Here is a 24,389-nt window from a genome sequence, read left to right on the forward strand (position 1 = left end):
AATTATTATCTAATTCCAATATTTAAATTTAGCTTTTGTCTATTTACCAAACTGCTTTTAGCTTAGCTCTATCAACTTAATTGCTCTTAGCTGTTATTAACCTAATGACTCTTAGCTGCTTTTAACTTAACTTCAGCGCCCAAGCCTTAGCTGAAGCTTCAATGAGCTTATAAGCATGATCAAACGCTTCTTTACTTTGGCGATACGGATCAGGTATATCTTGTTTTTGCAACCATTGGCTAAACAACATGGTTTTACCACGGGCTTCAGGGGCAATGTTAGTCACCGCATTGATATGACCTTGTTCCATCACTAAAATCAAATCAAACTCACGACACAATGCAGACGTTAGCTGGCGGCCTTGATGACCCGCTAAGCTAATGCCGTGTTCTTCAGCGACCTGACAAGCCTGTTTATCTGCAGGTTTACCTACTAAAGCGCCAACACCCGCTGATTCAATGTTCTTGCTCGGTAATAGTGACTTAAGTAAATACTCGCCAGAGGGTGAGCGACAAATATTACCCACACACACCACTAAAATATTATTAAACATAGTAAACCCTTTTAATTCATAACCTTCGATTAATACTTCAATTCAGGACTGATTGATTACCAAGTACGAACGCGATTAACACCTTCAGTAAGATCGTTAAAGCCTGAAATAGTTGGTAGTATTTGACCGATAACACGGTTCCAACGGGTAATAGGCGCCGCTGTGACATAAACTATGTCATAAGGTTGTAATTCAAATTCGGTACCAATCACCAATGCAGCTGCATTAGTAATATCTAATTGATAGATATCAGCAATGGTATTGCGGTTTGATTGCTCAGATTCATTTTCGGTTGTTCCTGAGTTATCTAAATCAGAGCTGTCAGTTTCAACTGCACGGTTAGCACGAACCACAAAGATACCAGTCGCATCGGCAGCCAGCTGGTTAATACCACCCACGCTACTTAGTGCTTCCGTCAGACTCATACCCGCACGGTCAATTTTCAATAGTTTAGGTTCGTTAACTTCACCCATGACAAATACTTTTTGGCCATCGTTACGTGGCACATGGACAATATCACCCGGCATTAATAACCGATTTTGCGTTAAATCACCACGTTGCATCAAGGCATATAACGACAGCGCTTGTTCAGAACCTTGGCGCGTTAAAGTAATATTACGCCAATCTGCGTCTTCAGCTAAACCACCTGCACTATTAATCGCATCCAATACTGTTAATGGCACATTGCTAATAAATTGTTGACCGGGTTTGTTCACTTCACCTGTGATGTAGGTTTTTTTAGAGCGGAATGCGGCAACATTCACGTCTACTTGTGGGGTTTCGATAAACTTGGCTAACTTTGTGGTTAACATGGCGCGAATTTCAACTACCGTTTTATCTGCAACTTGAACAAAGCCGATATAAGGATAGAAAATAGTACCGTCTGCGTGTACCCAGTTACCTGATTCACTGGCACTACGGTAAGAACCTGCTGGAATGGTCAATTCAGGGTGGTCCCAAATAGTGACATTTAAAATATCACCAGCACCAACGCGGTATTCATACGCCGCTAGCTTGGCATCTAATGCTGGGTTAATCTGCGCACTTTGGCGTGGCGCTTTATAGGTCGCCATTTTATCTGCTGTTAATGGGTATAAATTAACGCGATCTAAAATATCAACGTTTTCTGAACTATCATCATTTGCACTTGTCTTTTTATCATCTATATTTAAACTATCTACATTTAAATAAGAGCCTGGCACGGTACAACCCGCTAGTATTATAGGTAAGGCCGCAGCCACCAATAATTTTTTATAATGATTCATAGGTTCCAGAGTTACATCTTTTAAAGTGGCGGGATTATACCCCGATGATGAGGAAATAACTAAAATGAACAAGGTAACAAGATACCGGTCACATTTTTAGGTGTTAATTTCTATTTTTTATTTATTCTGTACGATGTAGATGTGTTAGGTTAACCATATACATATTTTCGTATATGTAACAACAGCCTCAAACTAACATTGTTAGTCATTAAAAATATAATTAATGAGGCGATTGGCAATGCAACTACAGAGTAAAACATTATCATGTTCCGACGTTATGCCATTTTTACTAACAACCACTCAGGGCTACACAATATCAATCTGATGATTGTTATCTTGGTGATGCTAGTTAGTCTTTATCAGTTAATCGAAAACGAGCAACTCGTCTATGCAAACGGCATCGCTTTCACGTTAGTCTCTGTGGTTATATTTGCACGTGCATCTGATTATAAACGCAAATATTTAACCAAAAACAAATAGTTCACACCACAAAAAGCACGCTACCGCCCTAGGGTTGCAGTACCCCAAGACCGATAACTCATTAAATTATAAAGCATAATAAATCACTGTTAACAACTCTATAAAATACTATAAACAGTGATTTATTATCTTATTACTTTTCTATTAACACTCAAAAACGCTGCAATATTCGCACAATCAATTACATTGATCAAGAGCTTTAGCTACTCCATAATAGATAATCAAATTGTTAGTGATAAAATAATATCAGCATTGATATCTAGAATCTCGCCTTCCAGTCAAATAAGCCAATAATCATGATTAAGCATTAAATATAATTAACTCAAAAAACATTTAAAATATGACGACTTACACGCCTTAACATCAAAAAAGCGCAGTGTATTAATTAAAATACCAAACTGCGCCTTTTAAAACTGTAAGCAAATGTAAGTATCGTCGGGTCGGGAAAATTAATTACAAATTAGCGACTAATTGCCATGAGGTTTGACCACTTGCCCAATATTTACGTTCAAACGGGGTTGTAGCTTCATCTGCGGTATAAGTCTGTAACTTACTATCCACTTTAGCCAATTCCAACGCACGCTGAAACTCTTGTAAATACAGTGGCCAGTTACTACGTAACTCCAATTCACCACCCAAAGCAATAATAGACGGGAATACCGCCGCACCATGCCAACGACGTTGCAGGTGCTTGGCTTTTGGCCAAGGGTTTGGATACAAGATATAATGCTTGTGTAACTGCCAACCCGCATCCACAGCTAAACGCCATAGATCGTTTAAATCCACTTGGAATAAGTGATAAACCTGGCCGTCCACTTGATGTGCATGACGATGCTGATCGTTACGCTCCAAGCGGTCTGCCGACTTATCCATACCAAACACTAAACAGTCTGGGTGCAGCTGTGCGATCTTCGCGGTACTTTCACCCACGCCACAGCATGAATCAAAGATAATAGGACGAGGATCAGCCGCGACGATCGCTTGCATCTGTGCAAACGCTTCAACGGTATGCTGACGGTATGGCTTACGGAATTTATGGGCTAAATGCTTTAGTACCACTTCGTCTAAGTGCTCGTTCAAGCCTGTTTGGTTAGTGGTGATCTCGCGAGAGTTACCCATAGCGTCATCTTGTTCTGTTTGTTGAGTGTTCATTTTTGTTACCGATTTTTAAATATTAGTGATAAGAGCTGAGCCCCTCGCAACCTCCCCCTTATTCTTTATCAATAAAAAGTAGGGGAGGAGCTAGAGAGAGCACGCGCTATTAACTTCTTAAACCAACACCTTTACTGATCAAGCGATATACCAGTGTATATAACACAGCGATAAAACCTATAATGACAGCAAATGAATAGAATAATGGAATATTTTCAATGCCTAGGAAACCATTACGAAACGCGCTGACCATGTAGATAATTGGATTGGCGTGTGAAATAGTTTCCCATACAGGTGGTAGCAATGATGTTGAATAAAACACCCCACCGAGATAGGTTAACGGCGTTAATATAAACGTCGGGATAATTGAAATGTCATCAAAGCTTTTTGCAAAGATGGCATTTAATAAACCCGCTAACGCGAATAAAATAGAAGTCAGTAATAACGTAGTGATGATCACCAGTACGCTGTGAATTTGTAATGGTACAAAGAACAGCGATACACAGGTAACAATAAAGCCCACCAGCAAACCACGGGCAACACCACCGCCGACATAACCTGCAATAATGATATACGTAGGTACTGGCGATACTAACAATTCTTCAATATTACCTTGAAACTTAGCACTGTAAAACGACGAAGCGACATTGGAATATGAATTGGTGATCACCGACATCATGATCAAACCCGGTACGATAAACGCCATATAGCTAAAACCGTCCATCTGACCCACGCGAGAACCGATGAGATTACCGAAGATCACGAAGTACAACGACATAGTGATCGCTGGCGGCACTAAAGTTTGCACCCAAATACGGGTAAAACGGGTGATCTCTTTATTCAAAATACTGTTAAACGCAATTAAATAATTTTGTTTCATTTTAACTAACCTACTAAAATATCGGTGAAAACTAACTCTTAATACGATGCAGACAGCCTAGCACTATCTCCAAAAATAACGAATTAATTAAAGAAAGAGAGCTGTTGTTGGCAGGGATGCCAACGCAAGCCCCCATGGATGGGTTTACGGCGAGCTCTCGTCTTTAATCAATTCGTGGAACAAACAAGTATTACGCTTGTTTTCCCCGCCCCTGCTCCACTATATCCATAAACAGCGCTTCTAAACGATTCTCTTTATTACGGATACCTTGCACTTGAATGTCCATCGCCGCCAATTGCACGAATAACGAATTCAAACCACGGCCCTTAGCAACATCCACTTCTAAAGTATGCGCATCCAATAATCGACAGCTGTAACCGTCTAATTCAGGTTTAATTAATTGGCTATTAACATCCAATAGATAGGATTCACTATTGAGTTTCGATAACAGCGATTTCATCGAAGTATTCTCAATTAATAGGCCTTTATCAATAATGCCAATATTACGGCACAGCATTTCCGCTTCTTCTAAATAATGGGTAGTCAGGATAATAGTAATGCCCTGCTCATTCTTACGTTGCAAGAACTCCCACATAGTACGGCGCAATTCAATATCAACGCCCGCAGTCGGTTCATCTAGAATAAGTAATTGTGGATTATGTACTAACGCCCGCGCAATCATTAATCGGCGTTTCATACCACCAGATAAATTACGCGCCGCTTCATGGCGTTTATCCCATAACTCCAACTGTTTTAATAACGCTTCACAACGTACCAAGGCTTCTTTACGTGGTACGCCGTAATAACCCGCTTGATTGACGATAATGTTTTCAATCTTTTCAAACGGATTAAAATTAAATTCTTGCGGTACTAAACCAATATGGCTCTTTGCCGCTTCAAGGTCAGTATCAATATCAAAACCAAAGATTTTAACTTGCCCTGCGGTTTTATTCACCAGTGAACTCATCACGCCGATAGTCGTCGACTTACCCGCTCCGTTAGGCCCCAACAGCGCATAAAAATCGCCTTTTTCGACAGTCAGGTCTATGCGTTTTACCGCTTGAACTCCGCCAGAATACGTCTTCTGCAGCCCTTTTATTTCCAGTGCTAACGTCATGTGATGAACAAACCTAATCAAGAATGGGAGCTGAATTATACTGGAATAGCGTAGAAATGCGAGGGTGAAGTATTAACTCATCATGTAATCCGACTCTAAAACTTAAAGTGCAGAACGATGATAATAAAAGAGAGTCGTTTAAAGTAAGATCAGCAGTTGCTGGCAGGGATGCCAGCCCAAGCCTACAAGGATGTATTTACGGCGGGCTGAACGTCTTTAATCGACTCGAATAGCAAGTACTAGAACTACTCTTAACAGTAGAACTTAGCCTTCTAGCGGTACAACTTTACCTACGTAAGGTAAGTTACGGTATTTTTGACCGTAATCAATACCATAACCAACTACGAATTCATCAGGGATCTCAAAACCAACCCAATCAACTGGTACAGCAACTTCACGACGAGACGGTTTATCTAGTAACGTTGTGATAGTGATTGATTTAGGATCACGCAGTTCTAACATGGTTTTGATCTTGCTTAACGTGAAACCAGTATCAATGATGTCTTCAACGATAAGTACGTCTTTGCCTTTAATGTCGCTGTCTAAGTCTTTTAAGATACGCACATCACGGTTACTTTCCATTGAATTACCGTAGCTTGATGCAGTCATGAAATCTAATTCAACCGGTAAATTAATGTGGCGACACAGATCCGACATATAAATAACCGAACCACGTAATAAGCAAACAATGATTAGCGTATCAGTATCTTTATAATGCGTTTCAATTTGTGCCGCTAACTCTTTTACTTTTGCTTGAATATCAGCTTCAGTGATCATCACTTCAACAGTGTGTTTCATGTTAATTTCTCCAAACGATTACAGTACTGCAGGCAGTAATTGCAATCAAAAATAGGGTTATCTTATAATTCAAGAATAACATCTCGAATATAGCAGGGCGTAGTTTAACAGCCCTGTGGCAATAATCTAAACAGTTTCATAAAAAAACAGCCTGGCTTTACTCATTACGCGGTTGCTAACACGGCTGAAGAAGGGTGATTAGTTTCACATGCCTGTTGAACTAAGTATCAGCCTAATGATAAACTTAACAATAAATTAACATCTACTCTCTAGTTTATTTTCTACTTACTTTCTACTTTATTCTCTACTTTGCACTAGGATGCTACAACATATGGAAATGCCTGCAGTAATAAGACGGCGTACCCGTCTCTCTCCCGAAGCACGTCGTGAACAATTAATGCAGTGTGCCATCGAGGTATTCTCCAAACGCGGTCTGGGTCGTGCAGGTCACGCTGAAATAGCCCAGTTAGCACAAGTCTCAGTCGCTACTGTATTTAACTACTTCAGCAGTAGAGAGCAGCTGGTTGATAATGTACTAATACAGGTTGAAGATTTCTTCAGTAACATGGTCCGTAAGCACTTTATTGATATTAACGAACTATCAAACCACACTCACCAATCAAATAACAGTTCCCAAGTAAACAACAGTGCACAGCAAGCCATTCATGATTACTTAGCCGATTTTGTCGACGCGGCGATCAGCAATCCGCAATTCACTTATATCTGGCTGGAATGGAGTTCGTCTATTCGTGAGGACACTTGGCCACGTTACTTAGCCTTATTAGATAACAACATCGCCATTATCAGTAACAAGATCGAACCCGCTATCGCATCTGGCGAAATAAATACTTATTTAACCACCAAAGAGTTTGCTCGCAGTCTCTGCAATCAAGGTTACATGATCTTGCAGTTGGTTAATCAACCAAAGGCAATGGACAGAGAAGGTATTATTGCGTTTTTAGAGAAGTATGTGACGTCGGCATTGGGTAAAGTTTAAAGATGGGCGGAGCTCCGCCCTAGACCTTAACGCCCCCACCCCGCATAAATAGACTGGTCCACATCCAAGTGGTCCAGAATACGCGCGACCATCAAATCAATTAAATCATCTAAGGTTTTAGGCTTACGGTAAAAACCCGGTGCTGCGGGCATGATGGTTACCCCTAAGCGCGATAACTTCAGCATGTTTTCTAAATGGATTGGTGACAGTGGTGTTTCACGCGGGATCAAAACTAACTGGCCACGCTCTTTTAATACCACATCCGCAGCACGTTGTAATAAATTGGTCGACATACCCTGCGCTACCGCCGCTACCGTGCCCATACTACACGGGCAGATCACCATCTGTTTTGGCGCACCAGAGCCAGAAGCCACGGGTGAGAACCAATCTTTGCTGCTTGGTACTAACAACTGCCCTGCTTTGGCTTGGTATTTATCGGTTAAAAACAGCTGTAGTGATTTATTATCTGCCGGCCATTTTTCATCAGTTTCCGTCGCCATCACTACTTTTGCAGCATCCGACATCAACAGATGTACTTGTACATTCGCCGCTAATAATAACTCTAATAAACGCACCGCGTATTGTGAGCCTGACGCGCCACTGATACCCAAGGTAATACGTCTACTGAATTCTGCTTTAGTGCTTGTCGCCGCGTTAGTTTGCATCGTATTCATAACCCTTATTCATATTAATCATTATTTCTTGCGTTTTATTAACTGTGCTTTTAACTTTAATTAGCAGCTATTATTGTAAATCACAGCTTAGCGAGCAACTTATCATGAATACCAGCAAAACCACCATTACTCATAATTAGTACATGACAAGGACCATTCTCAGCATGAGCTCGTTTGGTTATTTCACTAATCAAGCTATCAATCTGCTGATGAATAACCGCTTTAGCGTTATTGCGAACTCCAGAATTATTGCTTAGACCAGAATCATCACTAATACACAGTTCATCAGCAACAGGCTGTAAATTCCAATCTAAGCCTTCAGGTTGGTATAGCAATACATCATCAGCCACAGTTAACGATTGTGCTAACGCTTGTTGATGGGTGCCCATACGCATGGTATTTGAACGCGGCTCTAATACCGCAATTATACGTTCACTCCCCACTGCCGCGCGTAACCCGGCTAATGTCGTGGTGATAGCGGTAGGATGATGCGCAAAGTCATCGTAAACACGGATACCTTGTACTTCACCTTTAACTTCCATACGGCGTTTTGGGGTTTTGAACTCACCGAGCCCGGCAATCGCTTGGCTTAATTCAACACCGGCATAATGCGCTGCGGCGATCGCCATCATGCCATTTTGTAAATTATGCTCACCAATTAAGTTCCATTGTACGACTCCAGCTAATTGGCCTTTACAGTAAACTTCAAATTGACTGGCATCTGCACGCAACTTCTTCGCTTGCCAGTGACTGTCATGCATATCCCGCCCTTCCCCACTTTCTAAAGACAAGCGCTGCACTGGTGTCCAACAACCTTGGGCTTTGACTTCATCTAATGCCGGTACGTTATCCGGCATTAAGATCAGGCCATTACCAGGTACTGTTCTCACTACATGATGAAATTGGCGTTGAATGGCGGCTAGATCCGGGAAAATATCGGCATGATCATATTCGAGATTATTCATGATCAGAGTATTTGGTTGATAATGCACAAACTTAGAGCGCTTATCGAAAAAGGCCGTATCGTATTCGTCAGCTTCGATAACAAAGAAATAACCACCACCTAAACGTGCAGATTCAGTAAAGTTCTGTGGTACCCCGCCAATCAAGAAACCTGGTTCGAGTCCAGCATATTCTAAGATCCACGCCACCATAGCAGCAGTGGTAGTCTTACCATGCGTACCCGACGCGGCAATAACATAACGATGTTGTAATAAATGCGCTGATAACCACTGTGGGCCAGAGGTATAAGCCAGCTTGCGATTTAACAGGTACTCGACACAAGGATTACCGCGTGACATAGCATTACCGACAATCACCATGTCTGGCGCTGGGTCAAGCTGACTTGGATCATAGCCTTCAATCAGTTCGATACCTTGCTCTTCTAACTGTGTGCTCATTGGCGGATAGACATTAGCATCCGAACCCGTGACCTTATAACCAAGCTGTTTAGCCAGTACTGCAATGCCACCCATGAAAGTGCCGCAAATACCGAGAATATGTATATGTTTAGACATCAGATTACCTTTTTGAACGAAATTTATGATGTACGCGGTTGATGGTCACACCAATAATGACACCGAACAGCAATAACAACAGAAACAATAATAAAATAGATATAGTGGCATCAAACTGGAAGATCGTGAAGGTTTTCAGCATTTCTTGATAACTAAAATGCAGCTGTAAAAAACCCACGGGTTTATCTTTTGTTAACAAACCGTTGACTAATAAATCGCCTGCTAATATCGGCTTCAGATATACCCGCACGCCCGTTGGTGCTACATACTGTTTTTGCGCCACTAACGTATCGATATAGTCGTCTTGTGAAGAACTTAATAATTTACCATCTTCGGCAAAGATATGCAGGCTGGTCACATATTGATTCTTGCTTACCTCATCCACCAGCTGTTGCAGTTGTTTTTTGCTGTTAACGCGGATATCACGATCTGTCGAGCTACGCGCCACAATCAGATTAGCCGCCATTTTAGTCGGATAATCCAATAATGAACTCACCAACATATCCACCTGCTGATAGCGTGAAGCCGTAACATTGTTATATACCGAGATGGCAATGAAAATGAACAGTGAACTCAAACTTAATGCAATCAGTAATGAGGTTTGCCCTTTCAGAAATTTATTGCGGCGCTTAGACTTCTTATCCTGACGGTCTTGGTTCGTCTGTTCAGTCGCTTGCTCTGTAGCCTTATCTGTAACTAACAGTGCTTCATGCGCAACAGACGCCGAGTTGTCATTATTCTTCATTTTAACCACAACGAGATCCTTCCTGAATAGCGTAATTACGAATCGCAATTTTAAGTCTAATGCGTTATCTTTGCTAGTAGTAACCTATCGATTACAAGGATTAGTAGCAAAATGACTCAACTCGCTGAGACTTTATTTAGTAATACCCCGCCAATAGCATGGCAACAATTGTTAAGCTTGCACAGTTCTAAAAAAAGTGATGAAAATAGCACTAAAATAAAACAAGTCACATACTGTCAGGGTCAATTTAATATTTCTGCGCAAGCACAGCAAGTAATGAATGCAGCTAGTAGTCATTACCTCACCCTAATCGGCACGACTGTGACCAGTGATGCATTACTCAATTTACTGTCAGCATTAAGTCAGTTGCAAGTATCAGCGCAGATTAGCGGTGATATTGTTATTTATCCACCAGCAAATTATCCATTACAGCTCGCGACAACCGATAGCAACGCCGTAACAAACAATAGCAGTACTGCAACAACAAGCAATAATAGCGCTACCCAGGGTGATATCGTTGTTTTAGGTTTTACTCAATTAACAGCCACACTACAGCAACAGTTTAAGGCTACCTTAGCGAGCTGGAGCAATGATTACCAGATTGATTATGCCTTGAGTCAAACACTACCGAGTTTAAGTCAGCCTGGTATCGTGCTGATGGATATGGATTCAACCACTATTCAAATTGAATGTATTGATGAAATAGCCAAACTAGCTGGCGTCGGAGAGCAAGTAGCAGCAGTGACAGCCAAGGCCATGAATGGCGAATTAGATTTTGCAGCAAGCTTACGCTCACGCGTGGCGACATTAACGCACTGCCCAGAAGCCGTATTAACCCAAGTTGCTGATGCCATGCCACTGATGCCAGGACTAGAGTTACTGATTGCCACGTTACACCAAGCCAACTGGAAAGTAGCCATCGCCTCAGGTGGTTTTACTTACTTTGCTGAGCGTTTGCAAACAGACCTCGGCTTTGATGCTGTTTATGCCAATGAACTCGAGATCGTCGATGGTATCTTAACCGGTAAGGTGATTGGCGGTATTGTCGATGCACAGGTAAAGGCCGATACGCTGCAAGCATTAGCCCAACAATATCAGATAGCGCCGCAACAAACGGTAGCGATTGGTGATGGTGCTAATGATTTAATTATGCTGAAAAGTGCGGCTTTAGGGGTGGCGATCCATGCTAAACCGATTGTCCAGCAACAAGCCCAAGTGGCGTTGAATCATCATGATTTAGAAGGCTTGGTCGGATTATTACAAGCGGCGACTTGTGTCGAGGCTAGCTGGTCGTAATGTTATAAAATGAAAGTCCACGTACTCATTTTTATCTGTTACGTGGACTTTTCGTATGACGTGGACTGTATTAACGTCCGCGGCGTAAACCTAATCGATAGAATAGTTCATCCGAGACATCAATCAAGTCAACCACACCGCGGACACTCCACAATTCCTCTTCCAATTTTTGCGCTCTGTGCACCGCATAATGACTGACGTAATTCAGTTCTTTTTCAATGTATTCCATATCCGGTCGGCCAGTACGCGATAACATCACTTGAATAGCAAAAAAAGCACCTTTTTGTAAGCCATGGGACACAAACTGGCGGCGCTCATGCTCATCAGTAAAGTCCTGCTCAAATTTGGTTAATACAGTGGAATCACTAGAGGTAATAGCAATATAAAGTACCCGTTGCCAAGGACGATAAGTTGACTTTAAGCCCTCTAATACCTCATCAAACACCTGCTTAATACCATTGTCAGACAGTAAAGGATAAAGATTGTATGGCGCTTCAGGCTGACCAAAAAATTCAAATAACGGTAATAAGCTATTTTCATTCGGGCTAATACCTATCCTATCCATCTGATAATTATTATTTACCTTATGGATATACAAGGGCATCGTCGCTAAATACTGACAATACATGTTACGTAATACCGTGGCAACACCCGGAGATTGACTCGGCTCAGGCATGCTCTTAAGTTTATCTTTATTACTGCTAATCAATAGGCTAAAAAATTGACAGCCAATATGCGCCTCTTTATCACCGGATATCTGCAGGTGTAAAATAGTCTTGGCTTTATTACAGCCAACCACACTGTAAGCTAAGTTAGTCAGTGCGACTTTCTTTGACAACTTTTGCAACATAGGCAATTCAAGGTAAACACGATGACCAATCTGCACATCCAATGATGCTTCTAATTCGATTTGTAAACCTTCGGTGGAAAAGTCATTACTCCAACCTTTAATATTATACTCGGTATTACTCACTACAATCGCAGTTTTATAACTGAATCGCGCTTCTTTGCGTAATTGTACATATTTAAACTGGCTTAATAGCGCGCGTTGTTCAGCCGCTGGTAAGCGATATTGATGTAACTGATTAAAGTCACTGCCTTGCTGGGCGTAGGCTTTATAATCACTGAGAATGTTTTCATTGGTTATATCTTGTAATAACCCCACCCAACGAATATCTTGCAGCGCAGCTAGCCTTGTCGTGCCGATCGGCTGCTGGTTACTTTCAGCTTCTAACAAATGTTTCTTTTCATCAAATTTAGATGGGTTTAATGACAGTTTAAATACTCGAAAATTAGGCCGCTGACAGGCAAACGATAAAAATAGGGCTTTAGAAGCGGACTTAGTCAGACTAGCCGCATCTGCAGCATAAAAATGCAAACGACCATTTTGAGTATAATAAAAACTGTAAATCGTCGTATCGATACTTTGCTGCGCTTGTAGCAAGGCTTGCATCCAAGGTGTTTGCCAGCAGGCTTCTAACTGACTCTTCGATTCTTCATTGGTCCAATAATCGTATACACCACGATTATTTTCATTTAATAATAAATGACTTAATACTGGTTTCGCAGCATTGGACACATATAACGGCAAACCTGACATGCGCGGTAAAAAGAATTGCTCGTAGCCTTTAACGACGACATTTTCTTCTTGATAGCGTACGTTGACTTTATACTTGCTTTTGTTCTGGCTGATCAACTTAGAGATAAAAATATCTAATTCGTTGTTATCATCAATCCGCATCAAGCGCAAATAATCACATTTTTCTTCTTCATCGATACCCATCAGCTTATAAGCAAAAAAGTTACGCAAAAAATGATTGGCGTACTCTTGGCGTAAACTGGAAAAATTGACATTAATTAAGCTACCAGCAGCAATATTATGGGCTTTGTCTATTTTAACTTTGATGCCACTGGTTGATATATCCGACGTTATCGCATCGACAACCCGATCGCCAACCCGCAGCTTTATGCCCGAGCTATAATGCATACGCTCTTCGTTACGGATAAAATAAGACGCGTATTGAACCGGTTCAACAGCAAATTGAGCAGCAGGATCCATCACCACCACATCGCGTTCATCTGCGGGCTTAGCGCGTTCACGTTGATGATAAGCTAATACTTCTTCGTATATACCTAAAGTATAATTACCTTGCTGTTCTACTAACAGGGTTTCTAATAACTTAATTTCAGTCGGGCTAATATGATGGAGAATACCTTCATATTGATAACCGATCACGCCATTGTCACCACGCTGACGAAAATCAAGGATCCTTCGAGTCAGGGCAGAAAGGCGGTTCACCTCCATCTTAATTAAAAAACGGGTACTATTACTTTCTCCCTCAGTCAACTGCTCGACTAAGCGACTGAAGTCAGGCTCATGATACAAGGTCGTTAATTTTTTAATTACATCCGCGTAATTAGATAATTCCATGCTGGCGATCACTGCTTAAGTTTGAAAATGAATAAACGATTACGATTAGCTAAAGCGCTATGACAGTTAACCATAGTACTACTAAATACCTACAAAATACCTACAAAAACTGTCAATTAATTGCTAATAACCTTAACTAAGCAAAATAAATGCCATTTAACAAACTATTTTAGTTATTTTTAAATACAGGTCACTTTTTAGCGCCTATCTCTGGTTATAAGTTCTGGTTATCGATTCCCGTTAATCGCTCATCGCACGCATATTGTGATGCCAAATAGGCTGCACAGCGGCAATAAGTAGTTCATCACCAGCCACATCTACATCTACATAGCCAGCATTGAATAGCAGGCAAAAAAAAGCCCGTAATATCATTAATCACAGGCTTTTAATCTAATTAGTCTTTGTTGCTACGCCAGTAATACCGACAACAACATTAGCTAATGCGTTTGTACTTGATACGGTGTGGCTGAGTCGCTTCAGGACCTAAGGTTTTCTTCAACCATGCTTCGTAATCTGTGTAGTTACCTTCGTAGAAGTTCACTTGACCTTCATCGCGGTAATCTAAGATGTGCGTGGCAATACGATCTAAGAACCAACGGTCATGGGAAATAACCATAGCACAACCCGGGAACTCAAGAATTGCTTCTTCAAGTGCACGTAATGTCTCGATATCCAAGTCATTGGTTGGCTCATCCAGTAGTAATACATTACCACCAGCTTGCAGCAATTTAGCTAGGTGTAAACGACCACGTTCACCGCCCGAAAGATGACCAACACGTTTCTGCTGATCGATACCTTTAAAGTTAAAACGGCTGCAATAAGCACGAGATGGCATTTCAAAGTTACCAATCTTGATGATATCAAGACCGTCTGACAATTCTTGCCACACTGTATTTTCGCCGTTCATGTGATCACGGAACTGATCGACACTGGCAATTTGTACCGATTCACCAACAGAGATAGAACCCTTGTCTGGTGTCTCGCTGCCATCTAACATTTTAAATAACGTCGATTTACCTGCACCATTGGGACCGATAATACCGACGATCGCACCTTTTGGCATAGAGAATGATAAATCGTCAATTAGTACACGACCATCATAGGCTTTACCTAGGTTTTCAACTTCGATAACTTTGTCACCTAAACGCTCACCCGGTGGGATAAACAGTTCGTTGGTTTCGTTACGACGTTGATAATCTGATTGGTTAAGCTCTTCAAAACGCGACATACGGGCTTTGCTTTTCGCTTGACGACCTTTTGGATTTGAACGTACCCATTCCAATTCTTTTTCAATCGATTTTTTGCGCGCGCTTTCTTTTGATGATTCTTGTGCTAAACGTTCATCTTTTTGTTCTAACCAAGAAGAGTAGTTACCTTCCCATGGAATACCTTCACCACGGTCAAGCTCTAAGATCCAACCGGCTACATTATCAAGGAAATATCTATCATGCGTAATAGCAACAACAGTACCTTCATAATCAAGTAGGTAACGTTCTAACCAAGCTACAGATTCAGCATCCAAATGGTTGGTTGGTTCATCAAGTAATAACATGTCTGGTTTTTCAAGTAACAAACGACAAATAGCAACACGGCGACGTTCACCACCGGATAGGACTTTAATTTTCGTGTCCCAGTCTGGTAAACGTAATGCATTAGCAGCACGCTCTAGTTGATTTTCGATGTTGTGGCCATCTTGTGCTTGAATGATAGCTTCAAATTTTTCTTGTTTCTTCGCTAGCTTATCAAAGTCTGCATCTGGTTCTGCGTAATCTGCATAAACTTGGTCAAGACCAGCCATTGCATCTTTCAGTTCTGAAATTGCTTCTTCAACGACTTCGCGTACTGTTTTTTCTAGATCTAGTACAGGTTCTTGCGGTAAGTAACCGATCTTAGTGCCCGCTAATGGACGCGCTTCACCTTCGAAATCTTTATCTACACCAGCCATGATGCGTAATAGACTTGATTTACCAGAGCCGTTTAGACCTAATACGCCAATTTTGGCACCTGGGTAGAAACTAAGCGAGATATCTTTAAGAATGTGACGCTTCGGTGGCACAATTTTGCCAACACGATGCATCGAATAAATAAACTGAGGACCAGCCATTATGTTCTCTTTTAACAAGGAATAAGGAATGTGGGATAAGTTTAAACCTTGCATGCGGTTGATACAAGTGTTCATCGGTGTCACGCGTATGAGTGGTGATCGATGAGGCATATTACAGATAAAAAAATACCCGGCAATCAAGATTGCCGGGTATTTTCATTAAAAACTAAATATTAGTCTTCAATTAACACAGACTCTAATGCCATAACGATCATGTCATTGAACGTTAATTGACGTTCTTCAGCCGTTGTTACTTCACCCGTACGGATGTGATCAGATACAGTACAAATACAGATAGCATTTGCGCCGAATTCTGCAGCAACGCCGTATAGACCAGCCGCTTCCATTTCAACACCAAGAATGCCCAGTTTTTCCATTGAATCAAATAATTCTGGTTTTGGTGTATAGAATAAATCAGCAGAGAAGATGTTACCTACTTTAGCATCGATACCCGCAGCTTTAGCAGCGCGTGTTACTTTGCTTAATAATTCCCATGATGCGATAGCAGCGAAATCATAACCATCAAAACGTGCGCGGTTTACTGCAGAGTCAGTACATGCACCCATGCCGATCACAACGTCACGTACTTTAACGTCAGTGCTGATCGCGCCACAGCTACCTACACGGATAAGGTTTTTAACGCCGTATTCAGTGATAAGTTCTTTTGCATAGATAGAGCAAGATGGGATACCCATACCTGAACCCATAACAGAAACGCGAGTACCTTTGTAAGTACCAGTGAAACCTAACATGTTACGCACGTCGTTCACTTGCTTAACGTCTTCTAAAAATGTTTCTGCGATGTACTTAGCGCGTAGCGGATCACCTGGGAATAGTACCGTTTCAGCGAAATCACCTTTTTCTGCATTAATATGTGGAGTAGCCATTATATTGTTACCTTCTTTGTTTTGGTTATACCCAGCATTCTGTAGCTAGGTACGATTGTTTATAAAATGTGTTATTTATAAAAACTATTTTTTATAAATATAAAAACGATTTAAGACCCGGCTAGCTTATAAAAAACTTTTACCGTAATCGAGTTTTGGTAGACCGTGGTAAGCCGCTATTGACTGACCAATATCTGCAAACGTATCACGTAAACCCAATGGTCCTTTCGGCACATTATGGCCATAGAAAAGCACTGGAATATGTTCACGGGTATGGTCTGTACCTGGCGCGGTTGGGTCGCAACCGTGATCGGCGGTTAATACCACCACATCACCTTCATCTAATATCGCCAGTAGCTCAGGTAAACGAGTATCGAAATACTCTAAGCCTTTTGCATAACCAGCGACATCGCGACGGTGACCCCATGATGAGTCAAAATCAACAAAGTTAGTGAATACGATAGTATGATCACCCGCTTGTTTAACTTGCTCTAACGTCAGATCAAATAATGCTTCAAGACCTGTCGCTTTGACTTTTTTAGTAATACCTTGCTGTGCATAGATATCCGCAATTTTACCGACACTCACTACTTCACCGCCAGATTCTGCCATGCGATCTAATAATGTTGGTGCCGGTGGTAGTAGTGAATAATCACGGCGGTTACCAGTACGAGCAAAATCACTCTTATCATTACCGATAAATGGACGCGCAATAACACGACCAATATTGTACGGTTCTAATAATTCACGGGCTAATTCACACAACTTCAATAAACGCTCTAAGCCAAAGCTTTCTTCGTGACAAGCAATTTGGAATACACTGTCTGCCGAAGTATAGAAAATTGGCTTGCCAGAAGCCATGTGCTCCTCGCCCATCAGATCTAAGATCTCAGTACCAGAAGAATGGCAGTTACCTAAATAACCCGGTAAATCTGCTTGTTCTACTAATTTATCTAGCAATTCTTGTGGGAAGCTGTTTTCCAGATCAGAGAAATAACCCCAATCAAACAGTACTGGTACGCCAGCAATTTCCCAATGGCCACTAGGTGTGTCTTTACCTGTTGATAGCTCTTGAGCATAACCGTATGCGCCAATCACCTCAGTACTTGCATCCAAACCTGCAGGGAATGAACCCACGCTATCAGCACAAGCATGCGCAAGACCTAATTTAGTTAAGTTAGGAATATGCAAAGAGCCTTCACGACCGATATCCGCTTTACCTTCAGCACACCACTGGGCGATATGACCAAAAGTATTGCTGCCTACATCACCAAATTTATCCGCATCGGCCGAAGCACCAATGCCCAATGAATCCAACATTAATATAATTGTACGTTTCATCACACTGACCTATTTCCATTAACTATTCTTTATAAACAGTACTATTCATTATTAACAGTACTGTTCGTTATCGACTACTGTTTGGTACTAAACGTTAGCGTCTTGTACTAAGCATTAAAGTCTTGTACTACACGTTAGACATCAGAAAGTCGAATTTGTTGATAAACATCTGCACTTGCTGCAGGTTGCGTATCGCCGATATGGATTGATTTTAAAATTTCCGCTTGTGCTGCATCAAACTGTGCTTCACTGCGTGCATGAACCATAGCGACAGGTGTTTGTGCATCTAACTGCTGACCTAGCGCAGCAATATCAGATAAACCCACGGCATAATCGATTTGATCAGTTGCCACACGGCGACCACCGCCCATAGCCACAACCGCCATACCGAAACCACGGGTATCCATAGCCGTTAGATAACCAGTTTGCGTTGCAAATACCGGACGAATTATGTCTGTTTTTGGTAAGTGTAGGTCATAATTGTCTACAAAATCTGCTGGACCACCTAAACCTGTCACCATAGTGCCAAATAATTCCGCCGCTTTACCGTTATCTAACACGGCTTGTAATTTATTTCGGGCATCATCAGTATTTGTCGCTAAATTTGCTGACACTAACATTTCCACACATAAAGCCATGGTAACAGCCAATAAACGTGGATTACGGTATTCACCCGTTAAGAAACGCACTGCTTCACGCACTTCAACGGCATTACCCGCACTGCTGGCTAATACTTGGTTCATATCAGTAATGAGTGCCGATGTTTTACAACCCGCACCATTGGCCACAGAGACAATACTTTTAGCCAGTTCAATTGATTGCGCATGGGTTGGCATGAAAGCACCACTACCCGATTTAACATCCATCACTAGCGCATCAAGACCAGCGGCTAATTTTTTCGATAAAATAGATGCAGTGATCAACGAGATAGACTCTACCGTCGCGGTAATATCACGTACACCATATAAACGTTTATCTGCTGGTGCTAAATTTGCTGATTGACCAACAATCGCCACACCGCTGTTTTTGACTACTTGGCGGAACTGCGCGTTATCAACCGTGGTTTGGTAACCCGGAATAGCATCGAGTTTATCGAGTGTGCCACCGGTATGACCCAGACCACGACCAGAGATCATAGGTACAAAGCCACCACAAGCCGCAACCATAGGACCAAGCATCAAGGAAATAACATCACCCACGCCGCCGGTTGAGTGCTTATCAACGATAGGACCATTGAGTTGCATCGCATCCCAATTTAATACATCACCGGAATCGCGCATTGCCGATGTGATGGCAATACGTTCTTCCATGTTCATGTCATTAAAATAAACTGCCATGGCAAAGGCGCCAATCTGGCCTTCCGAGATACTGTTATCAGTAATTCCATTAACAAAATATTCAATTTCAGCACGACTTAATATTTCACCATTACGTTTACGGCGAATAATTTCTTGCGGTATAAACATAACTATCTACTCCTTGAATTGGAAAAATCTTAGCTTAAAAACAGAAAATCAGGATCGAACAAATGCCAAATAACTCTGTATCGAACCTTAGAGTAAGATAATTAGTAACCGCTGTTGTCAGCGGGCTTTTCAGCTAATTCAAGTTCAGCTAATAAGTTAGCCAGTAGACTTGAAGCACCGAAACGGAATTTTGCTGGCGTAACCCAGTCTTTACCTAGAATTGATTCTGCTAATGCCAGGTATTCACCTGCCTGTTCAGCATTTTTAACGCCACCAGCGGGTTTGAAACCAACAGCAGGGTTTTTCTCACTGATCACAGTAAGCATAATTTTAGCAAACTCTAACGTGGCATTTACAGGCACTTTACCTGTCGATGTTTTAATGAAGTCGGCACCGGCATCAATTGAGATCTCACTCGCTTGACGGATTAATGCTTCAGTCTTAAGTTCACCAGTTTCAACGATAACTTTAAGTTGCACATTTGCAGGACAAGCTGCTTTACACGCTTTAACAAGTTCAAAGCCAACTTCCGCATTACCCGCCATTAGTGCGCGGTATGGGAATACCACGTCAACTTCATCTGCGCCATAAGCTACAGCAGCTTTGGTTTCAGCGACAGCGATAGCAACATCATCGTTACCGTGTGGGAAATTCGTTACCGTGGCGATTTTTACCGTCTCAGCGCCGATTGCATTCAGCGTTTTACGGGCGATAGGAACAAAACGAGGATAAATACAAACAGCAGCAGTATTACCCGCAGCGCTTTTGGCTTTATGACACAGTTCAATGACTTTTGCATCTGTATCATCATCATTAAGCGTAGTAAGATCCATCATGCTTAGTGCACGTTGCGCTGCTACTTTAAAGTTACTCATATTAAGTCTCCGGATTACATTTAAAAATATAGTGTGTAAAAAAACCAATAGAAAAATCGCAGTAATTAAAATTAATTACTGGCGGTAGTTATTCTGGATATGTATTAATAAAGAAGTGCTCACCTTAATGTAACTAAGGTAAAAGATGACGTATAACTGATTAATATGTTCTATCAATATAAGTATTAATATAGGCATTAATCTAACGATCAACATAACTATCTTTAAGATAAATATCCATGAAGAATAACTATGCGGACTTGGTTCCGTGAAGACTTGATATGACTATCAATTAACATCCCTATAACCGCGCTAATACCACTAACCTAGGCGCTATCTTAAGCTGAAAGGTTAGACGTATTTAACGAAAAACACCAAAAGTACTTCATGTACGATTAGCTTAAACTACCATGTTAAAGTTACGCTAAGTGGCAAAGAAATCAAGCAATAAATGCCCTCATAACCTACCTACCTCTCACAACGAGTAAATAAACAACAATATAACAATGTATAAAAAAAACACCCCCAAACCGTAATAAATACAGGCCGGGGGTATCGAGTTGTATTACGCTGCTTTAACGATATAGCGGCAATACGACATTATATTAAACTAAGAATAAACCCGCTAATGTTGCACTCATTAAGTTAGCTAAAGAAGCAGCAAGTACCGCTTTAATCCCCATGCTGGCAATGTCAGCACGACGTGACGGTGCCAAGCTACCTAAACCACCAAGCAAGATGGCAATCGAGGAGAAGTTAGCAAAACCACACAGTGCGAATGAGATGATAATTTGGGTATGCTCAGAGAGTTCGTTATTTTTAATGTAGTTAACGAAATCTAAGAAAGCCACAAACTCATTCACCACCAGTTTTTGACCGATGAAGCTACCCGCCGCAACCGCTTCGTGCCATGGCACACCAATAACAAATGCTAGTGGTGAGAAGATCCAACCTAAGATCATTTGAATCGTTAGCTCTGGCATATCGAACCAAGAACCGATACCACCGGTGATACCATTCGCGAGGGCAATTAGACCAACGAAGGCAATTAACATTGCACCGACGTTAAGTGCTAACATCATACCTGAAGAGGCGCCCGCAGCGGCAGCATCGAGTACATTGGCTGGTTTTTCGTCATCGCCATCATCAAGATCATCCAGTGATACTTTCGGTGTTTCAGTTTCTGGTTTAATGATCTTAGCCATTAATAGACCACCCGGTGCAGCCATAAATGACGCCGCAACCAAGTACTCAATCTTAATACCAAGACCAGCATAACCTGCAAGTACTGAACCAGCGATTGACGCAAGGCCACCCACCATCACTGCAAATAATTCTGATTTGGTCATTGATTTAATGAATGGACGCACAACAAGTGGCGCTTCAGTTTGACCAACAAAAATATTTGCGGTCGCAGACAGTGATTCCGCACGGCTGGTGCCCAATAACTTCTGTAAACCACCACCGATAAAGTTAATCACCACGCTCATTACACCGATATAGTATAACACCGCGATTAATGATGAGAAAAACACAATCACGGGCAATACGTTGATCGCGAAAATGAAGCCGACTTTGAATCTGGCTAAGTCACCAAATAAGAATTGAATACCTTCATTACCATAAGCAATGACGTTCGCGACGCCAGTAGAGAGACTTTGTAGTAACTCTTTACCTGGAGGAAAATATAAAATGAACGCGCCAATAATAACTTGAATAGCAAATGCGCCAGCAACAGTGCGTACGTTAATTGCTTTTCTATTATCTGATAACAACAGCGCTAAACCGAGCAGTACGAAAATACCCACAATACCCATTAAAAAATTCATCAGGAATCATCTCCAGTTTTTGCTGCTATTTTAAAGTTAATCATATTAAGTCTCCGAATTTATTGAAATTTTTATTAACCAATAATGAAATCATAGTAATTAATGTTAATTACTAGCGGTAGCTATTCTGGCATTATTCAAATAAAGACGTGTTTACCTTTGGTTAGAACCTAAGGTAAATAGATGACGAATTAATGATTAACACTGAGATGAAAATAAGCATTAATCTAGCTATCGACATAACTATCTTTAAGATAAATATCTATTAAGAATAACTATGCGGACTTGGTTCCGTGAAGACTTGATATAACTATCAATCAACATCCTTGTAACCGCGTTAATACCACTGTTCTAGCACCTAAATATTAGGTTTAAAGAGTCCGTAGTATTGAACGAAAACACCAAAAGCACTTCATGTACAATCAGCTAAAATACCTAGTTGAGGTTACTCTCAGTGACAAGGAAATCAAGCCATAAATACCGTCAGAACCGACCCAGGTCTCACTCCGAGAAAATAGCTAAGCATAAAAAGAAGGATTAAATAGCGAGGTGAGTAAATATTCTATTATTTGTATTTTAGGCAATAACGACGCCGATAACTACGGCGATAAAAATAATGTTTTATTCTGCTTAAAAAAAATGCCCACAAACTGTTTTTATACAATTTGAGGGCATTATCTATTTTATAACCGCCATGACAACGGTTGATAAATTATCGCTACATTAAGCCAGGAATAGACCCGCTAATGTCGCACTCATTAAGTTAGCTAAAGAAGCAGCAAGTACCGCTTTAATACCCATGCTTGCAATGTCTGCACGGCGTGTAGGCGCTAAGCTACCTAAACCACCAAGCAAGATTGCAATCGATGAGAAGTTAGCAAAACCACATAGTGCAAATGAGATGATGATTTGTGTATGATCCGACAATTCGTTATTTTTAATGTAGTTAACGAAATCTAGGAAAGCAACAAACTCATTCACAACCAGTTTTTGACCAATGAAGCTACCAGCAGCAACCGCTTCGTGCCATGGCACACCGATTACGAATGCAAGTGGTGAGAACACCCAACCTAAGATCATTTGGATTGTTAGTTCTGGCATATCGAACCAAGCACCGATACCACCAGTGATACCATTTGCTAATGCAATTAGACCAACGAATGCAATTAACATTGCACCAACGTTAAGTGCTAACATCATACCTGAAGATGCACCCGCAGCTGCAGCATCTAGCACGTTTGCTGGTTTCTCTTCATCGCTATCATCAAGATCATCAAGTGATACTTTCGGCGTTTCAGTTTCTGGTTTGATGATTTTAGCCATTAATAAACCACCCGGTGCAGCCATAAATGACGCAGCAACCAAGTACTCAATTTTAATACCAAGACCCGCATAACCCGCTAGTACTGAACCAGCAATAGAAGCAAGACCACCAACCATCACAGCGAATAACTCTGATTTAGTCATTGATTTAATAAACGGACGCACAACAAGTGGTGCTTCAGTTTGACCAACAAAGATATTTGCAGTTGCAGAAAGTGATTCTGAACGACTTGTACCAAGTAACTTCTGTAAACCACCACCGATAAAGTTAATTACCACGCTCATTACACCGATATAGTATAAAACCGCGATTAATGATGAGAAGAACACGATTACTGGCAATACGTTAATAGCAAAGATGAAACCAACTTTGAATTTCGCCAAGTCACCAAATAAGAATTGAATACCTTCATTACCGTAAGCAATGACGTTAGCAACACCAGTTGAAAGACCTTGTAGCATATCTTTACCGACTGGCACGTACAAAATGAAAGCGCCAATAACAACCTGGATAGCGAACGCGCCACCAACAGTACGAAGGTTAATTGCCTTTCTGTTATCCGATAACAACACAGCTAAACCAAGTAGAACAAAGATGCCTACAATACCCATTACAAAATTCATCAGGAATAATCTCCAAGTTTCACTTCAGAAGTTTT

At 41.2% G+C, this 24,389-nt stretch carries 21 protein-coding genes; 3 read left to right on the forward strand and 18 right to left on the reverse strand.

Annotated elements, in window-relative coordinates; genetic code table 11:
• Window positions 1-121: 121 nt before the first annotated feature.
• Together CXF93_RS18755 and CXF93_RS18760 are read right to left on the reverse strand one after the other, a co-directional pair.
• A complete protein-coding gene (locus CXF93_RS18755; protein ID WP_101064034.1) occupies window positions 122-553 on the reverse strand; it encodes a protein tyrosine phosphatase in 432 nt (143 codons plus the stop codon).
• A 56-nt stretch (window positions 554-609) separates the two neighbouring features.
• Window positions 610-1,818, reverse strand: a complete 1,209-nt coding sequence (locus CXF93_RS18760; protein ID WP_101064035.1) for a polysaccharide export protein — start codon at window positions 1,816-1,818, stop codon at window positions 610-612.
• Between the two features lie 264 nt (window positions 1,819-2,082).
• Here CXF93_RS18760 and CXF93_RS22150 point away from each other — a divergent pair, with 264 nt between their 5' ends.
• Complete coding sequence (locus CXF93_RS22150) at window positions 2,083-2,298, forward strand: hypothetical protein (RefSeq protein ID WP_101064036.1); 216 nt, start codon at window positions 2,083-2,085, stop codon at window positions 2,296-2,298.
• A 453-nt stretch (window positions 2,299-2,751) separates the two neighbouring features.
• On the opposite strand, the gene CXF93_RS18770 is transcribed toward CXF93_RS22150, so the two are convergent.
• The 4 genes from CXF93_RS18770 to hpt all read right to left on the reverse strand — a co-directional run bounded on the left by CXF93_RS18770 (window position 2,752) and on the right by hpt (window position 6,245).
• Window positions 2,752-3,450: a tRNA (guanosine(46)-N(7))-methyltransferase TrmB gene (locus tag CXF93_RS18770; RefSeq protein WP_101064037.1), complete on the reverse strand. Its 699-nt coding sequence runs from the start codon at window positions 3,448-3,450 to the stop codon at window positions 2,752-2,754.
• 109 nt (window positions 3,451-3,559) lie between these two features.
• Complete coding sequence (locus CXF93_RS18775; protein ID WP_101064038.1) at window positions 3,560-4,330, reverse strand: ABC transporter permease; 771 nt, start codon at window positions 4,328-4,330, stop codon at window positions 3,560-3,562.
• 190 nt (window positions 4,331-4,520) lie between these two features.
• A complete protein-coding gene (locus CXF93_RS18780) occupies window positions 4,521-5,447 on the reverse strand; it encodes an ABC transporter ATP-binding protein (RefSeq protein ID WP_101064039.1) in 927 nt (308 codons plus the stop codon).
• A 264-nt stretch (window positions 5,448-5,711) separates the two neighbouring features.
• Entirely contained in the window at window positions 5,712-6,245 is a 534-nt protein-coding gene (hpt, locus tag CXF93_RS18785; protein WP_101064040.1) for a hypoxanthine phosphoribosyltransferase, read from the reverse strand.
• Window positions 6,246-6,576: 331 nt separating this feature from the next.
• On the opposite strand from hpt, the gene CXF93_RS18790 reads away from it, so the two are divergent.
• The gene (locus tag CXF93_RS18790; protein ID WP_101064041.1) at window positions 6,577-7,242 is read left to right on the forward strand and encodes a TetR/AcrR family transcriptional regulator; all 666 of its coding nucleotides are present in this window, start codon (window positions 6,577-6,579) and stop codon (window positions 7,240-7,242) included.
• A 26-nt stretch (window positions 7,243-7,268) separates the two neighbouring features.
• Here the strand turns inward: CXF93_RS18790 and CXF93_RS18795 are convergent, their stop codons facing one another.
• The 3 genes from CXF93_RS18795 to CXF93_RS18805 all read right to left on the reverse strand — a co-directional run bounded on the left by CXF93_RS18795 (window position 7,269) and on the right by CXF93_RS18805 (window position 10,178).
• Window positions 7,269-7,907, reverse strand: a complete 639-nt coding sequence (locus CXF93_RS18795) for a flavin prenyltransferase UbiX (protein WP_101064042.1) — start codon at window positions 7,905-7,907, stop codon at window positions 7,269-7,271.
• A gap of 89 nt (window positions 7,908-7,996) precedes the next feature.
• A complete protein-coding gene (mpl, locus tag CXF93_RS18800) occupies window positions 7,997-9,433 on the reverse strand; it encodes a UDP-N-acetylmuramate:L-alanyl-gamma-D-glutamyl-meso-diaminopimelate ligase (RefSeq protein ID WP_101064043.1) in 1,437 nt (478 codons plus the stop codon).
• Window positions 9,434-9,437: 4 nt separating this feature from the next.
• Window positions 9,438-10,178 carry a hypothetical protein gene (locus tag CXF93_RS18805; protein WP_232784260.1) on the reverse strand — a complete coding sequence of 247 codons (741 nt, stop codon included), beginning with the start codon at window positions 10,176-10,178 and terminating at the stop codon, window positions 9,438-9,440.
• Window positions 10,179-10,289: 111 nt separating this feature from the next.
• Between CXF93_RS18805 and serB the strand changes: the two genes are divergently transcribed.
• A complete protein-coding gene (gene serB / locus CXF93_RS18810; RefSeq protein ID WP_101064045.1) occupies window positions 10,290-11,474 on the forward strand; it encodes a phosphoserine phosphatase SerB in 1,185 nt (394 codons plus the stop codon).
• Window positions 11,475-11,544: 70 nt separating this feature from the next.
• Here serB and CXF93_RS18815 read toward each other — a convergent pair whose 3' ends face one another.
• The 9 genes from CXF93_RS18815 to CXF93_RS18850 form a co-directional block, all read right to left on the reverse strand.
• Entirely contained in the window at window positions 11,545-13,905 is a 2,361-nt protein-coding gene (locus CXF93_RS18815) for a PilZ domain-containing protein (protein WP_101064046.1), read from the reverse strand.
• A 240-nt stretch (window positions 13,906-14,145) separates the two neighbouring features.
• Window positions 14,146-14,277, reverse strand: a complete 132-nt coding sequence (locus CXF93_RS22390) for a hypothetical protein (RefSeq protein WP_255418852.1) — start codon at window positions 14,275-14,277, stop codon at window positions 14,146-14,148.
• A gap of 61 nt (window positions 14,278-14,338) precedes the next feature.
• Window positions 14,339-16,009 (reverse strand): energy-dependent translational throttle protein EttA, encoded by a 1,671-nt coding sequence (gene ettA / locus CXF93_RS18820; RefSeq protein ID WP_101064047.1) that lies wholly within the window; start codon window positions 16,007-16,009, stop codon window positions 14,339-14,341.
• 173 nt (window positions 16,010-16,182) lie between these two features.
• Entirely contained in the window at window positions 16,183-16,896 is a 714-nt protein-coding gene (deoD, locus tag CXF93_RS18825) for a purine-nucleoside phosphorylase (RefSeq protein ID WP_101064048.1), read from the reverse strand.
• 126 nt (window positions 16,897-17,022) lie between these two features.
• Window positions 17,023-18,237, reverse strand: coding sequence for a phosphopentomutase (locus tag CXF93_RS18830; protein ID WP_101064049.1), 1,215 nt, complete (start codon window positions 18,235-18,237; stop codon window positions 17,023-17,025).
• Between the two features lie 134 nt (window positions 18,238-18,371).
• Window positions 18,372-19,703, reverse strand: a complete 1,332-nt coding sequence (gene deoA, locus CXF93_RS18835; protein WP_198551709.1) for a thymidine phosphorylase — start codon at window positions 19,701-19,703, stop codon at window positions 18,372-18,374.
• Window positions 19,704-19,804: 101 nt separating this feature from the next.
• Window positions 19,805-20,578 carry a deoxyribose-phosphate aldolase gene (gene deoC, locus CXF93_RS18840; protein WP_101064051.1) on the reverse strand — a complete coding sequence of 258 codons (774 nt, stop codon included), beginning with the start codon at window positions 20,576-20,578 and terminating at the stop codon, window positions 19,805-19,807.
• A 605-nt stretch (window positions 20,579-21,183) separates the two neighbouring features.
• Window positions 21,184-22,407, reverse strand: coding sequence for a NupC/NupG family nucleoside CNT transporter (locus CXF93_RS18845; RefSeq protein ID WP_101064052.1), 1,224 nt, complete (start codon window positions 22,405-22,407; stop codon window positions 21,184-21,186).
• Window positions 22,408-23,130: 723 nt separating this feature from the next.
• Window positions 23,131-24,354 carry a NupC/NupG family nucleoside CNT transporter gene (locus tag CXF93_RS18850; protein ID WP_101064053.1) on the reverse strand — a complete coding sequence of 408 codons (1,224 nt, stop codon included), beginning with the start codon at window positions 24,352-24,354 and terminating at the stop codon, window positions 23,131-23,133.
• Window positions 24,355-24,389: the final 35 nt, after the last annotated feature.

Source organism: Moritella sp. Urea-trap-13 (assembly GCF_002836355.1).
Taxonomy (GTDB): domain Bacteria; phylum Pseudomonadota; class Gammaproteobacteria; order Enterobacterales; family Moritellaceae; genus Moritella.